General features: G+C 63.9%; 15 protein-coding genes. 4 read left to right on the top strand and 11 right to left on the bottom strand.

Annotated features, from left to right (window positions below):
- Nucleotides 1-220: 220 nt before the first annotated feature.
- Complete coding sequence (locus tag AC07Z7_RS23215; RefSeq protein ID WP_494767800.1) at nucleotides 221-733, bottom strand: GNAT family N-acetyltransferase; 513 nt, start codon at nucleotides 731-733, stop codon at nucleotides 221-223.
- 112 nt (nucleotides 734-845) lie between these two features.
- Here AC07Z7_RS23215 and AC07Z7_RS23210 point away from each other — a divergent pair, with 112 nt between their 5' ends.
- The 4 genes from AC07Z7_RS23210 to xth all read left to right on the top strand — a co-directional run bounded on the left by AC07Z7_RS23210 (nucleotide 846) and on the right by xth (nucleotide 3804).
- The gene (locus tag AC07Z7_RS23210; RefSeq protein WP_494767799.1) at nucleotides 846-1715 is read left to right on the top strand and encodes a thymidylate synthase; all 870 of its coding nucleotides are present in this window, start codon (nucleotides 846-848) and stop codon (nucleotides 1713-1715) included.
- 100 nt (nucleotides 1716-1815) lie between these two features.
- Nucleotides 1816-2430, top strand: coding sequence for a DUF4337 domain-containing protein (locus AC07Z7_RS23205; RefSeq protein WP_094290759.1), 615 nt, complete (start codon nucleotides 1816-1818; stop codon nucleotides 2428-2430).
- A 31-nt stretch (nucleotides 2431-2461) separates the two neighbouring features.
- Nucleotides 2462-2953 (top strand): dihydrofolate reductase, encoded by a 492-nt coding sequence (locus AC07Z7_RS23200; RefSeq protein ID WP_494767798.1) that lies wholly within the window; start codon nucleotides 2462-2464, stop codon nucleotides 2951-2953.
- 74 nt (nucleotides 2954-3027) lie between these two features.
- Complete coding sequence (xth, locus tag AC07Z7_RS23195; RefSeq protein ID WP_094290758.1) at nucleotides 3028-3804, top strand: exodeoxyribonuclease III; 777 nt, start codon at nucleotides 3028-3030, stop codon at nucleotides 3802-3804.
- A gap of 155 nt (nucleotides 3805-3959) precedes the next feature.
- Here xth and ntrC read toward each other — a convergent pair whose 3' ends face one another.
- The 10 genes from ntrC to AC07Z7_RS23145 form a co-directional block, all read right to left on the bottom strand.
- Nucleotides 3960-5603 (bottom strand): nitrogen regulation protein NR(I), encoded by a 1644-nt coding sequence (ntrC, locus tag AC07Z7_RS23190; protein WP_494767797.1) that lies wholly within the window; start codon nucleotides 5601-5603, stop codon nucleotides 3960-3962.
- A gap of 54 nt (nucleotides 5604-5657) precedes the next feature.
- Nucleotides 5658-6683 (bottom strand): nitrogen regulation protein NR(II), encoded by a 1026-nt coding sequence (gene glnL / locus AC07Z7_RS23185; protein ID WP_252661612.1) that lies wholly within the window; start codon nucleotides 6681-6683, stop codon nucleotides 5658-5660.
- Between the two features lie 86 nt (nucleotides 6684-6769).
- Nucleotides 6770-7282 carry a hypothetical protein gene (locus AC07Z7_RS23180; protein WP_252661559.1) on the bottom strand — a complete coding sequence of 171 codons (513 nt, stop codon included), beginning with the start codon at nucleotides 7280-7282 and terminating at the stop codon, nucleotides 6770-6772.
- 212 nt (nucleotides 7283-7494) lie between these two features.
- Nucleotides 7495-8910, bottom strand: a complete 1416-nt coding sequence (gene glnA, locus AC07Z7_RS23175) for a type I glutamate--ammonia ligase (protein WP_094291201.1) — start codon at nucleotides 8908-8910, stop codon at nucleotides 7495-7497.
- 172 nt (nucleotides 8911-9082) lie between these two features.
- Complete coding sequence (locus tag AC07Z7_RS23170; RefSeq protein ID WP_494767796.1) at nucleotides 9083-9904, bottom strand: competence/damage-inducible protein A; 822 nt, start codon at nucleotides 9902-9904, stop codon at nucleotides 9083-9085.
- On the bottom strand, nucleotides 9901-10854 hold the full coding sequence (locus AC07Z7_RS23165; protein WP_494767795.1) for an EI24 domain-containing protein: 954 nt from the start codon (nucleotides 10852-10854) through the stop codon (nucleotides 9901-9903). The genes AC07Z7_RS23170 and AC07Z7_RS23165 overlap by 4 nt, the downstream gene beginning before the upstream one ends.
- Before the next feature lie 28 nt (nucleotides 10855-10882).
- On the bottom strand, nucleotides 10883-11896 hold the full coding sequence (locus tag AC07Z7_RS23160; protein WP_494767794.1) for a sterol desaturase family protein: 1014 nt from the start codon (nucleotides 11894-11896) through the stop codon (nucleotides 10883-10885).
- 87 nt (nucleotides 11897-11983) lie between these two features.
- Entirely contained in the window at nucleotides 11984-12766 is a 783-nt protein-coding gene (locus AC07Z7_RS23155; protein WP_494767793.1) for a polysaccharide deacetylase family protein, read from the bottom strand.
- Nucleotides 12767-12810: 44 nt separating this feature from the next.
- Complete coding sequence (locus tag AC07Z7_RS23150) at nucleotides 12811-13794, bottom strand: YncE family protein (RefSeq protein WP_252661553.1); 984 nt, start codon at nucleotides 13792-13794, stop codon at nucleotides 12811-12813.
- Between the two features lie 194 nt (nucleotides 13795-13988).
- Nucleotides 13989-14747 (bottom strand): 16S rRNA pseudouridine(516) synthase, encoded by a 759-nt coding sequence (locus tag AC07Z7_RS23145; protein ID WP_494767792.1) that lies wholly within the window; start codon nucleotides 14745-14747, stop codon nucleotides 13989-13991.
- Between the last annotated feature and the right edge of the window lie 206 nt (nucleotides 14748-14953).

Here is a 14953-nt window from a genome sequence, read left to right as displayed (position 1 = left end):
CGCTGCTGTGCGTGCCCAGGCTGCCGAAGCCCTGCGCACGGGTCAGATCCCTTCGGGCGAATTCAGCGCCATGTAATCGGTTGATCGATTGACACAGTTGCGGGACTTCCCATGGTGGTGGCATCTCACGGTTGTGGGTGCTGCCACCATGTGGAAGTGTTTCCCCCCGCCCCCTGAAAGGGCTCCCGCATGGGAGCCCTTTTTTGCATCAGGGAAAAGCTCAGGCCACCAGCGTCTTGAACATCACGTGGGCATCGACATAGCCCAGCGTGTGGTGCCGGAAGGCCCCGGGCAGCGTGCCCACGACCGCAAAGCCCAGGTGCTGCCACAGCCGCACGGCGCGCACATTGCTGGCCACCACCAGGTTGAACTGCATGGCCCGAAAGCCCATGGCCACGGCCTGCTTTTGAGAGTGCTCGCACATCAACGACGCCACGCCCTGCCCCTGCGCGGCCGGCGCCACCACATAGCCACAGTTGCACACATGGGCGCCCAGCCCGGTCTGGTTGGGCTTGATGAAGTAGGTGCCCAAAATCTGCCCGCCCACGCCGCGGGCAACAAAGGTTGCGGCAGGCAGTCCTACCCAGGCTTTGTGGATCTCGGCCTCGGTGCTGTCAGGGGCAAAGGCATACGTGTCGCCCGCCTGAAAGGTGGCGCGCAGGATGGGCCATACGGCGGGCCAGTCGGCAGCTTCGAGGGGGCGGATGGTGGCGGGAGTGGCAGGAGTCGTCATGGCAGATGCAAGGGATGGAAGGCGAGTCCCGCATTCTCCCGCTCCGCATAAAATCCGCTGTCGGCAACGGCCACCTCTTGATGGCGGCGCCCCACTCTGAGTGATCGATCCCATGACCCAGCCTTCTGCCGCCCCGGCAGCTCCTGCCTTGCTCCCCCGCCCCGCGCGCTCCCAGTACGAAGACTTCATGCGCCATGTGTTCACCCACGGCGTGCACAAGTCGGATCGCACGGGCACCGGCACGACCAGCGTGTTCGGCCACCAGATGCGGTTTGACCTGAAGGAAGGCTTTCCTCTGGTCACCACCAAGAAGGTGCACCTCAAGTCCATCATCCAGGAGCTGCTGTGGTTCCTCACCGGATCGAGCAACAACAACTGGCTGAAAGAACGTGGCGTGACCATCTGGGACGAATGGGCGCGCGAGGATGGAGACCTGGGCCCGGTGTACGGCGTGCAGTGGCGCAGCTGGCCCACGCCGGACGGCGGGCACATCGACCAGATCAGCGACGTGATCCAAACCCTGAAGACCAACCCCGACTCGCGCCGCATCATCGTGAGCGCCTGGAACGTGGCCGAGCTGCACAAGATGGCGCTCATGCCCTGCCATGCGTTCTTCCAGTTCTACGTAGCCCCGGCGCAGGAGCCCGGCGGGCGCGGCACGCTGAGCTGCCAGCTGTACCAGCGCAGCGCAGACATCTTCCTCGGGGTGCCCTTCAACATCGCCAGCTATGCGCTGCTGACCCACATGGTGGCGCAGCAGTGCGACCTGGATGTGGGCGACTTCATCTGGACGGGCGGCGACTGCCACATCTACAGCAACCACCACGAGCAGGTTGAGACGCAGCTGGCGCGCACGCCCTACCCCTACCCCGTACTGAACATCAAGCGCAAGCCGGACAGCATCTTCGACTACCAGTACGAAGACTTTGAAGTGCTGGACTACCAGTGCCACCCCGCCATCAAGGCACCCGTGGCGGTGTAGCCCCAACCGGCGCCCGCCCTTAAAACCCGTTTCCGCAGGCAAACGCAGCAGCGCTTGCCCGGCGTCCATTCATCCACAACCATCACCCCCACGCTTACCCATGTCTTCCGGCGGATTTCACGTACACGGCCCCCACGACCACGCAGTCGAGCATGCCACCCATGGCCACCATGGCGACCACGCCTCCAGCCATGGCGCGGAGGGCAATGGCTCGTCCATGAACAAGATCGCCATGTTCACCGCCATCGTGGCCACGGTGGGTGCCATCTTTGCCTACATGGGCGGGGCCACGCAGGCCAATGCCGGGCTGCTCAAGAACGATGCGGCCATCAAGAAGACCGAGGCCTCCAACCAGTGGAATTACTTCCAGTCCAAAAGCACCAAACAAAGCCTGGCCGAACTGGCACGTGACCTGACCCCGGCCGAGACCGAAAAGGCCAAGTACCAGGGCAAGATCGACCGCTACGAAAAAGAAAAGAACGAGATCAAGGCCGTGGCCGAAAAGCTGGAGGCCGATGCCCATGCCTTCGACCAGAAAAGCGAAGCCCAGATGCACCAGCACCACCGCTGGGCCCAGGCCACCACGGCGCTGCAGGTGGCAATTGCCTTGGCCGCCATTGCGCTGCTGACCAAGAAGAAGTGGCTGGAATACGGCATGTATGGCGTGGCCGCCGTGGGCCTGGGCGTGGGCGCGCTCGCCGCCCTGCACATCTGACCAGATCAAGCCCCACAAAACACCAAGCCCCATGCCCCTGCACCTCATCTACGCCCGCGCCGCCAATGGCGTCATCGGCCGGGACAACCAGCTCCCCTGGCACCTGGCCGAGGACATGGCGCACTTCAAGCAGCTCACCCAGGGTTGCCCGGTGGTCATGGGCCGCAAGACCTGGGACTCGCTGCCCCCGCGCTTTCGCCCCCTGCCCGGCCGCAGCAACATCGTGGTGACGCGCCAGACCGACTGGCAGGCCGACGGCGCGCACCGCGCAGGCAGCCTGGCCGAGGCCCTGGCGCAATGCGATGCGGCCCAGACGGTGTGGGTGATCGGCGGCGCGCAGATTTACGCCGAAGCCCTGCCCCTGGCTGACCGCGTGGAGGTGACCGAGATCGACCAGCCCTTCGACGGCGACGCCTACGCCCCCACGCTCGGCCCAGAATGGACCGTGTCGGCACGCAGCAGCCGCCAGGTGGGCAGCAACGGACTGCCGTTCAGCTTTGTGACCTACGTGCGCGCGGCCTGAGTGCCACTGCGCTTTTACTCACTTATTGATAGCTACTAGCGCTTGATGGACGGGCGCAAAGGGCCAAAAAACCTATGCAAATCGCCACCTGGAACGTGAACTCCCTGTCGGTGCGCCTGCCCCAGGTGCTGGCCTGGCTGGCCGCCAACCCGGTCGATGCGCTGTGCCTGCAGGAACTCAAGCTCACCGATGACAAGTTTCCGCACGACGCCCTGAAAGAGGCCGGCTACGAAGCCGCCGCCTTTGGCCAGAAGACCTACAACGGCGTGGCCATCCTCAGCCGCCACCCGCTGCGCGATGTGGTGCGCAACATCCCCGCCTTTGGCGACGAGCAGGCCCGCGTCATCGCCGCCACGCTGGACACGCCGGCAGGCCCCCTGCGCCTGCTCAACGGCTACTTCGTCAACGGCCAGGAACCAGGTTCGGAAAAGTTTGCCTACAAGATGCGCTGGCTGCAGGCGCTGCAGGACATGGTGCGCGCAGAGATGGCCGCCCACCCGCGCCTGGTGCTGGTGGGCGACTTCAACGTGGCCCCCGAAGACCGCGACTCATACGACCCCGAGGGCCTGCGCGAGACCATCCACCACACGACCGAAGAACGCAACCACTTCCAGGCGCTGCTGGGGCTGGGCCTGACCGATGCGTTCCGCATGTTCGAGCAACCCGACAAGAGCTTCTCGTGGTGGGACTACCGCATGCTGGGCTTCCAGAAAAACCGGGGCCTGCGCATCGACCACATTCTGGTGAGCGAGGCCCTCAAGCCCACGGTGACGGCCTGCGTGGTGGACCGCGCCCCACGCAAGAACCCGCAGCCCAGCGACCACACACCGGTGGTGGTGACCCTGGGTTGATTTGCTACTGATTCAATAGCTATAAAGGCAATAGGGGCGCGCGCAAACGGCCTCTTTTTCCTTGATTTTTGAATCACCCAAGTCAAAGAGCCCCTGGCAGCTTGCCGCGGCCAGGGGCTCTTTTCAATCCGGCTATGCAGCCGCGACGCGGGCAGTCACGCCTCGTCGGGTGCGTCCAGCCCCAGCTCCTGGATCTTGCGCGTGATGGTGTTGCGCCCAATACCCAGGCGCTGCGCGGCTTCCATGCGGCGCCCATGGGTGGCCACCAGGGCCGTGCGGATCAGGCGCGACTCAAAGCGCCGCGTGAGCGCATCCCACACCTCGGGCTGGCCGCCCGCCAGCAGCTTTTGCGCCTCGGTTTCCAGCGCCTGCTCCCAGCTGTGGACAGTCGCAGCGGGGGCGGCGGCTGCCGCCGCATCGGCCGACCAGGATGGCGCGGCGGCAGGCATGGGCGCAGGCACCGCAGGGTGGTGCAGCCCTCCCACCATGTCGGACGCAGGCTGCGGCGCGGCAGGGGCCTGCGCCACGGGCACCACCGCGGCCAACGGCGCCACGGGCATGGATGTGACCGTAGCCGCAGGTTCTGCGCCCGGCGTGGCGCGCACCGGCGGCTGGTAGACCGGGGCCTCCAGCACTTCAGGGGGCAGGTCTTGCAGGGAGATCACCTGCGCGGGTGCCATCACCGTGAGCCAGTGGCAGATGTTCTCCAGCTGGCGCACGTTGCCGGGAAAGGCGAACTGCTCCAGCCGCGCCAGCGCCGAGTCGGCAATGCGCTTGGGCTCCACGCCCAGCTGCCGCGCGCTTTGCTGCAGGAAGTGGCGCGTGAGCATGGGCACGTCTTCGTGCCGCTCGCGCAGCGCGGGCAGGCGCAGGCGGATCACGTTGAGGCGGTGGAACAAGTCCTCGCGGAAGCCGCCTTCCTTGACGCGCTGCTCCAGGTTCTGGTGGGTGGCAGCAATCACGCGCACATGGGCCTTGACAGCCGCATGGCCGCCCACGCGGTAGAACTGGCCGTCGGACAACACGCGCAGCAAGCGCGTCTGCAGGTCAAACGGCATGTCGCCGATTTCGTCGAGGAACAGCGTGCCGCCCTCGGCCTGCTCGAAGCGGCCCCGCCGCTGGGTTTGCGCGCCGGTGAAGGCGCCGCGCTCGTGGCCGAAGAGTTCGCTCTCCAGCAGGTCCTTGGGGATGGCTGCGGTGTTGATGGCCACAAAGGGGCCGTCTGCCACGGGCGAATGCTTGTGCAGCGCACGCGCCACCAGTTCCTTGCCCGAGCCCGATTCGCCGGTGATGAGCACCGTGACCTGGCTTTGCGACAACCGCCCGATGGCGCGGAACACGTCCTGCATGGCGGGCGCCTGGCCCAGCATTTCGGGGGTCGCGGTCTGGCGTTCTTCGGTGACTTCTTCGCGTTGGCTTTCTTCCACCGCGCGGCGGATCAGTTCCACTGCCTTGGGCAGGTCGAAAGGCTTGGGCAGGTATTCAAACGCGCCGCGCTGAAAGGCCGACACGGCGCTGTCGAGGTCGGAGTACGCCGTCATGATGATGACGGGCAGGCCGGGCTGCAGCTCGCGCACCTTCTCCAGCAGCTGCAGGCCCGAACCGCCGGGCATGCGGATGTCGCTCACCAGAACCTGGGGGCCCTGGCGGGCAGGGTCGCCTGCGGTGACATCGGCCAGTGCGTCCAGCACTTCGCGGGGGTGCGTGAAGCTGCGCGTGGGCAGGTTCTCGCGGGCCAGCGCCTTCTCCAGGACGAAGCGGATCGAGGGGTCGTCATCTACTATCCAGATCGGCTTCATATGTTTTTCTAACCTTCCCTGTGGTTGCGTGTCAGGGACCGTCGTGCGTGGTTGTCAAGGCAGCGGGATCAGGATGCGGAAGTCGGTGCGACCCGGTACGCTGTCGCATTCGATCAACCCGTGGTGGCGCTGCACGAAGGTTTGCGCCAACGTCAGCCCCAGCCCTGATCCGCCGTCCCGCCCCGACACCAGTGGATAAAAAATCCGTTCCTTGATGGCATCGGGTACGCCCGGTCCGTTGTCGATGACATGCAATTCCAGTGCCAGCCGATAGCGCTGACGGCCGAACGTGACCTGGCGGGCCACGCGGGTGCGCAGTGTGATCACGGCATCGCCCGCAGCAATGCGGTCGGTGAGCGCCTGGGCGCCGTTTTGCACGATGTTCAGCAGCGCCTGGATGAGCTGGGCGCGGTCGCCCCGGAACTCGGGGATGGAGGTGTCGTAGTCGCGCTGGACCTTGAGGCCCTGGGGGTATTCGACCAGCACCAGCGAACGCACGCGCTCGCACACCTCGTGGATGTTCACATCGCCCACCAGGTGCGGATGGCGGTGCGGCGCGAGCAGCCGGTCCACCAGGCTTTGCAGGCGGTCGGCCTCGTGGATGATGACCTGGGTGTACTCGGTGAGCTCGCGGTTGTCGAGCTCCATCTCCAGCAGCTGCGCTGCGCCCCGGATGCCGCCCAGCGGGTTCTTGATCTCGTGGGCCAGGTTGCGGATCAGCTCCTTGTTGGCCTGGGCCTGGTCGCGCAGGCGCTCTTCGCGGTCCTGGCGGGCCTGCTGCTCCAGCGGCCACAGCTCCACCAGGATTTCGCCCACCTGTTCGGCATCGGCCACGTTGACATGCACGGGCACGGGCTCCTGGTGCAGGCGTTTCAGGCTGGCTTCGTAGCGCAGCGCGGCAAAGTCCTTGCCCCGGGCTCCCGCCAGGGCGGTCTGCAGCAAGGCGGGGTCGGTGAAGAAGGTAGAGAAGTCCGCGCCTTCCAGTGTGCGGCGCGACAGGCCCAGCGTGTTTTCCAGGGCGGCGTTGGCAAACTGCACAGCGCCATCATGAGCGCGCAGCACAGCCACCAGGGTGGACATCAGGTCCAGCGAATGAAAACGCCCGGTGTCGGTGCCGGGCAGTTCAGGGGATGAAGGGACACTCACACGCAGGGGGTGGTTGTTGGTTAGTTGGCGGGCGCTGGCAGGCGGGCGATCTCGCGCTTGATGCCGGCGATGTCACTTTCGCTGCGGGCCACGCTGGCCTTGAGTTCGGCGGTGCGCTCCGTGTAGCGCTGGGGGTTGCGCAGGTCGAGCGCATTGCGTTCAGGGGCGCCGTTGTTGTATTCCTTGACGAGGTCGGCATGGCGCGCTTCGGCCTTGCGCAGTTCCGACTCGAGGATGGCGCGCGCATCAGAGTCGCGGGCCTTCTGGTCGTTGGAGCTGACCTTGGGGGCCGAGGAAGGCGACGCGGCTGCCCCGCCACCCGCAGAAGACGAGGGGGCAGGCGCCGCGCCCGACGCAGGCCGGGTGCCCTGCACCACGGTGACATTGCCCCCTTCCACCAGCCTGCAGCCGCGCTCCTTGGCCTGGGTAGCGTTGTTGGTGTATTCGTTGCCGCAGCGATAGATGCGGTCTTGTGCCCACGTTGCAAAAGGCGTGGAGGCAATGAGGAGCAGGGTGAAGAGCGTTTTTTTCATTCAGGTTCCTCGCACGGACATGCAGGAGAGAAGGGAGTATCCACCAATCGCCACACATCGCCAATCGAGCAAGGGCAGACCTGGGCAGGGGTTTATCCAAGGATGCAACACCCGCCACCTTGGTTCCGCCACGGGCATGAAGATGTACTCGGCCCCATGAAAAAAGGCGGCTTGCGCCGCCTTTTTATGAGCAATGGTCTGCAGGCAGACGATTACAGCGAGTAGTACATGTCGTACTCGACAGGGTGCACGGCCATGCGGAAGCGGGTCACTTCGTTCATCTTCAGATCGATGTAGGCGTCGATCATGCTGTCGGTGAACACGCCACCCTTGGTCAGGAACGCGCGGTCCTTGTCCAGGTGCTCCAGGGCCTGGTCCAGGCTGTGGCACACGGTGGGCACCAGCTTGTCTTCTTCTGGAGGCAGGTGGTACAGATCCTTCGTGGCGGCTTCGCCGGGATGGATCTTGTTTTCCACGCCGTCCAGACCGGCCATCAGCAGGGCTGCGAAACCCAGGTAGGGGTTCATCAGTGGATCGGGGAAGCGAGCTTCCACGCGACGGCCCTTGGGGTTGGCCACGTAGGGGATGCGGATCGAGGCAGAACGGTTCTTGGCCGAGTAGGCCAGCTTCACCGGGGCTTCGAAGTGGGGCACCAGACGCTTGTAGCTGTTGGTGCCGGGGTTGGTGATGGCGTTCAGGGCACGGGCGTGCTTGATGATGCCGCCGATGTAGTACAGCGCGAAGTCCGACAGACCAGCATAGCCATCGCCAGCGAACAGGTTCTTGCCGTCCTTCCAGACGGACTGGTGCACGTGCATGCCGGAGCCGTTGTCGCCGTGGTAAGGCTTGGGCATGAACGTGGCGGTCTTGCCATAGGCGTTGGCCACGTTGTGGATCACGTACTTCTGCAGGATGGTCCAGTCGGCGCGCTCGACCAGCGTGCTGAACTTGGTGCCGATTTCGTTCTGGCCAGCGCCCGCCACTTCGTGGTGGAACACTTCGACCGGGATGCCCAGGGATTCGAGGATCAGGGACATCTCGGCGCGCATGTCTTGCGTGCTGTCAACGGGAGGCACGGGGAAGTAGCCGCCCTTGACGGTGGGACGGTGGCCACGGTTGCCGCCTTCGAGCTTGGCGCCGGTGTTCCAGGGAGCTTCGTACTCTTCGATTTCGTAGAACGTGTTGTTGGGCTCGGTGCTCCAGCGCACGCCGTCGAAGATGAAGAATTCTGGCTCGGGACCGAAGTAGGCGGTGTCGCCCAGGCCGGAGGCCTTCAGGTAGGCTTCAGCGCGCTTGGCGATGGAGCGGGGATCGCGGTCGTAGGCCTTGCCGTCGGTGGGCTCGATCACGTCGCAGGTCAGGATCAGCGTCGTTTCTTCAAAGAAAGGATCGATGTTGGCCGTGCTCGGGTCGGGGATCAGCTGCATGTCGGAGGCTTCAATGCCCTTCCAGCCGGCGATCGACGAGCCGTCAAAGGCATGGCCCGAAGTGAACTTGTCTTCGTCGAAGTGAGAGACGGGCACCGTGGTGTGCTGTTGTTTGCCACGGGTATCGGTGAAACGGAAGTCAACGAACTTGACTTCGTTTTCCTTCACCATCTTCATCACGTCTGCAACGGTCTTGGCCATCAGGTTCTCCTGGGTAAAGCGCTTGTTGAAAAAAGATTTTGCCGAAATAAAAGCAGTTTGCGTGCCAGCCGAGTGCACTACCGCACTATGAAGGAGCGCCGCAGACTACGGGTTGGCACGGCATCCGCCAAAAAGCACCAAAACAGTGCAATCCTTGGATCAAGCCTGAACATCACAGATTGCGCACCAATTCAGGGCCGCAATTTGCACCAAATTCGTGCAACCCTTGTTTCAGATCCTGCCATGCAGCAGGAACCGAGAGTGCCGGCCCTTTGACGCCCAGCTCGATATGCCGCCCGTATTGTGGATGATCCACGCTGGGGAGACTGAACACCCGCACCAGCGGATGCATTTTTTCGATGCGCTCCATGAGAGGCGTCAACGCCGCCTCCATGGCGCCGTAGACCACCACCGACTGCTCGGTCTGGGGCGTGCGATTGAAGAATTCCGCGTAGTGCCGCTCCAGCACCCCTTCGATCATGGGCCAGGCCATCACGGGAAAGCCCGGCACAAAATGCACGGCCCCTCCGCCCGCACCCTCGCAGCTGAAGCCGGGGATCTTGTTGTAGGGATTCGGAATGATGCGGGCCCCTGCCGGAAACACCCCCATGTTGAGCCGATGGATGTTGTCGGGCCGGTCGGCCTCGTAGGGCACGCCTTGCTCCCGCGCCACGTCCTGCATGCGTTCGCGGATCAGGGCCTCGGCCTCGGGGTGCAGCAGCAGTTCACGCCCCAGGGCGCGGGCGGCACACTGGCGCGTGTGGTCGTCGGGCGTGGCACCAATCCCGCCGCACGAGAACACCACGTCGCTCGATGCAAACGCACGCTGCAGGGTCGCCGTGATGCGGTCAGGGCTATCGCCCACATAGTCCGCATAGGCCAGCGACAGGCCCCGTGCCGCCAGAAGCTCAATGACCTTGGGCATGTGCTTGTCGGCACGTTTGCCCGACAGGATTTCATCGCCCACGATGATGAGGCCGAAGGTGGGGGTCATGGTGCTGGATTCTCGGAGGTCGAAGATGGAGCCGGAGGCAAGGCGGTCGCAGAGGATGCCACAGGCAACGCAGGAGCCACCACCGCAGGAGGCGCGGCGACATCGGCCACATCGGCAGTGACAACCACGGGCGCCAGCCCGGCAGACTCGGCACGCAGGCGCTGCAGCGCTGCCAGTCCGTAATGGGTAAACCAGAGCGACGAGAACGCGAACACCAGGGTGTAGATCCAGATGGCAAGCGGAACCAGGATGAAAAAGGCCGCTGCAAACACGACCCCGGACGCCCAGACAATGCTGGGCGCCGCCCCCAGGTAGCCGGTGATGATGCCAATGCCCAGCAGGCTGCTGCGGTGGCGGCGGAAGATCTCCTGGCGCTCTTCCTTGCTGGCATGGTCGGCCAGAGCATCAAACACCATGACCCGGTAGGTGAGCCAGCCCCAGATCAGGGGCGGCAGCACCAGCACGAGCGGCGGCACCAGCCACAGCGGAACCGACACCACAAGGGCCACCAGCGCCAGCAGGGTGGAGCCCACCGACCAGGCCACGCTGGCAATGAAGGAGCCGCCCTTCTTGCGCTCCAGATCGGGAAACCGCCGCTCGGCCACCAAGGCCACCAGGGCGGGTGTCATGAGCACGGCCACTGCCAGCAGCGACACCACCACCAGCACGGGCGCCACGGCCAGCACCACCATCAGGGGGGCCATCACGGCAGTCACATCCCCCAGGCCCCAGCCCTGCAGCCAGCTCCAGACGCTGGCGAGCAGCGTGGAGGCATCCAGCATTGCGCGCATGCCCTGAACCGCCACATCCCAGTAGAAATAACCCAGGCCCAGTGCCAAAGCCACCATCAGCAATAGCGGCAAGACCGACAGGGCCACAACACGCGGCCGCAGGCAATAGACCGCAGCGCGCCAGAAAGAGTCAAGCAGAAGTCCCATGTCGGCAAGCATACCTTGGGTGCCTATGGGGGGAGACACATCAGGCTTTGCCGAACAACCTCAGCACACCCCGCCATTGCTGAGACCAGAACCCCTGGCCGTAGTCGCGCAACCGCCCTTTCGCATCGGGCTCGACCTGGTCGCGCACGCCGGTGGGGTCAAAGCGCCATTCGAAGTTGGCCGTGTGCATCAGCATGTCCCACCAGGGCAGCAGCACCCCGAAATTGTGGCCGCCCAGCACCACGCGGGGCCCCTCGGACTTCACGCCATCGGCTGCAGCCACCGCAGGCTTCACCGTTTCATGGCCAATGCCAATGCTGTGGTGCAGGCGGTGGAAACGCGGGCTGACCCACAGGCGCTCGCCCCAGCGGCCAAACCACAGGCGCACATTGGCATGCTGAAAGCTCTCGCTGAGCTGGGTGATGGCCACAATGGCAATGAACTGTCCCGGGGCCACGCCAATCGCCTGCGCAACAACCACCAGAATCGTGTCCCGCAGCAGGTCGTCGAGCAGGTGGTTGCGGTTGTCGCTCCACATGGTCATCTGCTGCTGCGCATGGTGCAGGGAATGCAGGCGCCACCACCATTCGAAGTGGTGCTGGCCCCGGTGGATCCAGTAGTCCACAAAATCGAACACCACCAGGTACAGCAGCAGGCTCACCCAGGGGATGTCCGTGATCCCCGGCCAGACGCCATCCAGCTGGAAGGTGCTGACCCCCGCCACGCGCAAGGCGCCAAACAGAGAGTCGGCCAGCGGGTCCACCGTGAAGAACAAGGCCAGGCGGAAAACGCCCAGCCGGTGGATCAGCGTGTAAAGGATGTCGGTGCGGATGGTGGCTCGGTTGGTCACCGGCTCCACCGGCCACAGGCGCTGCATCGGGCCGATCACGGCAACGATCACCGCCAGCTGCAGCAATCCCACCAGAAGCCAGCCTGCGGCCTCATAGCCAGACTCCAACACGCTGCTCAGGCCCAGCGAGAACATCAGCGGCTGCAGCACGCTCTCAAACAGCCACTGCTGCACGCCATCGAACCAACTGCCTAGCGATCCCATCACATCATGCTCCCATGCCAGCGCTACAGCGGGCCGCGCAGCAAGCGCCTGCATCGGCATCCGCGCAACCCGCCGCCCTGTTGTCCATCAGCGGGCCACCCCGTACTGGGGATGCTCCCGCAAGGTCCGAAAGCAGAAACCCTGCTGCTTGAGGCCCACGATCAAGGGCTCCAGCACGGTTGGCGCCCACGGGTCCTTGCGCGACCAGATACCGAGGTGCGCCAGCAGAATGTCGCCGCTGCGCACATCACGCAAGGCCTTGCGCAGCAGGGCCGCATTGCTGGCGCTCTCACTGGGCAGCTCATCCCCCAGAAAGCCTGCGGGCGACCAGCCCACATGCGCATAACCGCAGGCCTGCGCGGTGGCGATCAGCTGGGGGGATATTTTTCCTCCGGGCGCGCGGAACAGAGGCAGCGGCGTCTTGCCCGTCAGCACCTTCAGGCGATCGGCAGCACGGCCAATCTCCGCGCAGTACTCGGCAGCCGACATCTGAAAGCTCTGCCCCTCCCGGGGACCTGCTGAAGGGCGCACGCGAAACACCGGAGCTTGCGCCGTGCCCACATCCGCACGCCAGTAGGTGTGGTCCCAAGTGTGCGAAGCGAATTCGTGGCCCTCGGCCGCGCGCGCACGCCACCAAGGCGCCCAGTGGTCGCCCAGGCTGCCGTCGCCTTCCTTGGTCCGTTCGTTGGCCGCAAAAAAAGTCACCCGCACCTGCTGGCGGTTCAACACATCGGCCACCAGGGGCGCCACCTCCATGTGACCGGTGTCGAACGTCAAATACAGGGGTTGCTTGCAATCATTTTGGGCGCTTGCGCCCGATGGGCATGCGGCTATAGCTACAAATAATATAGCAAGCTGCCACCCAGACATTGGTTTGTGGCCCAGCCTTGCGCGCACGGCCTTCACCCTCGCCCTCAACGCGGCGCGTGGTGCAAGGTCCAGACGCCGTGGGGTGACTTGCCCACCGTGACCTGCCGCACGACCTTCTTGGCTTCGGTATCCACCACCGACAGCTTGCGGGCCCAACGCGAACTCACGTAAATGAAGCGTCCATCGGCAGACACATCCATGCAGTCGGGGCCACCCGGCACGGGGTACGACTCGACCACCTGGTAAGTTGTCATGTCGATCTTGCTGATAGAGTTGGCTACGCGGTTGCTCACATAGAGATGGCGGCCATCCCCGGCAGCGCGAAATGCATGGGCACCGTTGCCGGTCTTGATCTTCCGAACGCTGACCGGCTCACGCCCCGAGACATCAAACACTTCAACACTGTCGCTGCCGGTCAAGCCGACAAACAAGCGCTTGTCGTCGGGACTGCCGTACACATCCGCCGGCATGGTGCCGGTCTTGATGCGCCATTTGATGGTCTGGGTGGTGAGGTCCATGGCCACCAACTCATCACTGTCCTGCATGGTGGCGTACACCGTGGTACTGCGGCTGTCGATCCACAGATGGCTGGGCGTGCGCGATGTGGCCACACGCTGCACCAGCGTCAGGTCCTTGCCATCCCAGCGATAAAAGTCCACATGGTTCAGCCGGTTCGCGGCGGTAATGAACCACTTCATATCGGGACTGAAGCGGAGGTGGTAAGGGTCCACAATGCCGCGCACCGTACGCTGTACCTGGGCCGTGCGCGGATCAATGAACGTCAGCGTGTCGCCCAAAGCATTGGCCACGATCACCGACTTTTCATCCGGTGTCAGGTAGAGGTGGTGCGGCTCTTTGCCCGTAGGGATCCGGGTTGTCTCCGTCCAGGTCGCCGGGTCAATGACACTGACATTGGCCTCCAGCGAATTGAGAACAAACAGGGGGGGCACTGAAGCACCCGCGCCTCCGATGGACAGCCACAGCCCACACAGGGCAACACATGTACGTGCAATCGAAAAAATCTTCACAGAGCCACTTTCAACACAGCCTGTGAGTGTAGCGTCCCGCCCACCCGTACCCGGCGATTGCAGGAGTAACGCAGCGCGTCAAACATGAACATTGATCAAGGTCATGCACCAATATGCTCTTCGATCGGCTCGCCCTACCCCGGGCCCCTGCCACCCAGCGCGATGCACTGATGGGGAACTGCCCTGCCCCTCCTTCAGCCAACCTGGGTCAAGAGCTGCATCTCATCTTCGCCAAGCCAGCGCCAGGCACCAGGGGCCAGGTCCGCAGGCAAATCCATGCCGCCAATTCTGGAACGGTGCAGCCCTTCCACCCGGTTGCCCACGGCAGCCAGCATGCGCTTGACTTGGTGGTACTTGCCTTCTGTCAGGGTCAGGTCCAGGCGGTGGCTGCCAACCACCTCGCAACCTGCTGCGCGAACCGGCTTGGGATCGTCATCCAGCACCACTCCTGCCAATAACTGGGTCACCTGGGCACCATCCACAGGGTGCTTGGTTGTGACCTGGTAGACCTTGGGCACGTGCTTCTTAGGCGAACTCATGCGGTGAATGAACTGCCCGTCATCGCTCAGCAGCAGCATGCCGGTGGTGTCCTGATCGAGACGTCCGACAGCCTGAACCCCTTGCACCGCACTTTTTGTAGGCCGCTGCCGCAATGGCGCGGGCAACAGCGTGTAGATGCTGGGATAGGTGGATGGCTTCTGGGAACATTCGGTCCCGGCAGGCTTGTTCAGGAGCACATAGGCCTTTGCATGGTAGGGCCAGTCAATGCCCTGAACCCGCAAAACCAGCCCTTCGGGATCGTAATCAGAGGTCGCATCGGTACAAGGGCGGTATTCGTACTCACCTGCGGCCACAGTCGGCTCACGCACAGCCACCCAACCTTGCTGCACCAGTCCAGCGCAGACGCGGCGTGTGCCAAACCCTTGGGAATACAGAATCTCTTGTAGTTGCATGGCAAAAGCAGAGTGAATCAGCGGGCTGCTCCGAGAGTCAAGGCAATCCAGTTATTGCACGCAACTCAAAGCGAAAAGTTTGTGGACCTGCAAAGCAAAAAACCCCAGTCTAAATAGACTGGGGTTTTCTGGGCTGTAAGAGCCTGACGATGACCTACTTTCACACGGGAACCCGCACTATCATCGGCGCAAAGTCGTTTCACTGT

It is taken from the genome of Acidovorax sp. GW101-11A03 (assembly GCF_059424825.1).
This window is presented reverse-complemented; position numbering and strand designations above follow the sequence as displayed.

Coding starts and splice junctions, on each gene's coding strand:
- AC07Z7_RS23215 (WP_494767800.1), bottom strand. CDS start 733: ATGACGACTCCTGCCACTCCCGCCACCATCCGCCCCCTCGAAGCTGCC.
- AC07Z7_RS23210 (WP_494767799.1), top strand. CDS start 846: ATGACCCAGCCTTCTGCCGCCCCGGCAGCTCCTGCCTTGCTCCCCCGC.
- AC07Z7_RS23205 (WP_094290759.1), top strand. CDS start 1,816: ATGTCTTCCGGCGGATTTCACGTACACGGCCCCCACGACCACGCAGTC.
- AC07Z7_RS23200 (WP_494767798.1), top strand. CDS start 2,462: ATGCCCCTGCACCTCATCTACGCCCGCGCCGCCAATGGCGTCATCGGC.
- xth (WP_094290758.1), top strand. CDS start 3,028: ATGCAAATCGCCACCTGGAACGTGAACTCCCTGTCGGTGCGCCTGCCC.
- ntrC (WP_494767797.1), bottom strand. CDS start 5,603: ATGAAGCCGATCTGGATAGTAGATGACGACCCCTCGATCCGCTTCGTC.
- glnL (WP_252661612.1), bottom strand. CDS start 6,683: ATGTCCACCCTGGTGGCTGTGCTGCGCGCTCATGATGGCGCTGTGCAG.
- AC07Z7_RS23180 (WP_252661559.1), bottom strand. CDS start 7,282: ATGAAAAAAACGCTCTTCACCCTGCTCCTCATTGCCTCCACGCCTTTT.
- glnA (WP_094291201.1), bottom strand. CDS start 8,910: ATGGCCAAGACCGTTGCAGACGTGATGAAGATGGTGAAGGAAAACGAA.
- AC07Z7_RS23170 (WP_494767796.1), bottom strand. CDS start 9,904: ATGACCCCCACCTTCGGCCTCATCATCGTGGGCGATGAAATCCTGTCG.
- AC07Z7_RS23165 (WP_494767795.1), bottom strand. CDS start 10,854: ATGCTTGCCGACATGGGACTTCTGCTTGACTCTTTCTGGCGCGCTGCG.
- AC07Z7_RS23160 (WP_494767794.1), bottom strand. CDS start 11,896: ATGGGATCGCTAGGCAGTTGGTTCGATGGCGTGCAGCAGTGGCTGTTT.
- AC07Z7_RS23155 (WP_494767793.1), bottom strand. CDS start 12,766: ATGTCTGGGTGGCAGCTTGCTATATTATTTGTAGCTATAGCCGCATGC.
- AC07Z7_RS23145 (WP_494767792.1), bottom strand. CDS start 14,747: ATGCAACTACAAGAGATTCTGTATTCCCAAGGGTTTGGCACACGCCGC.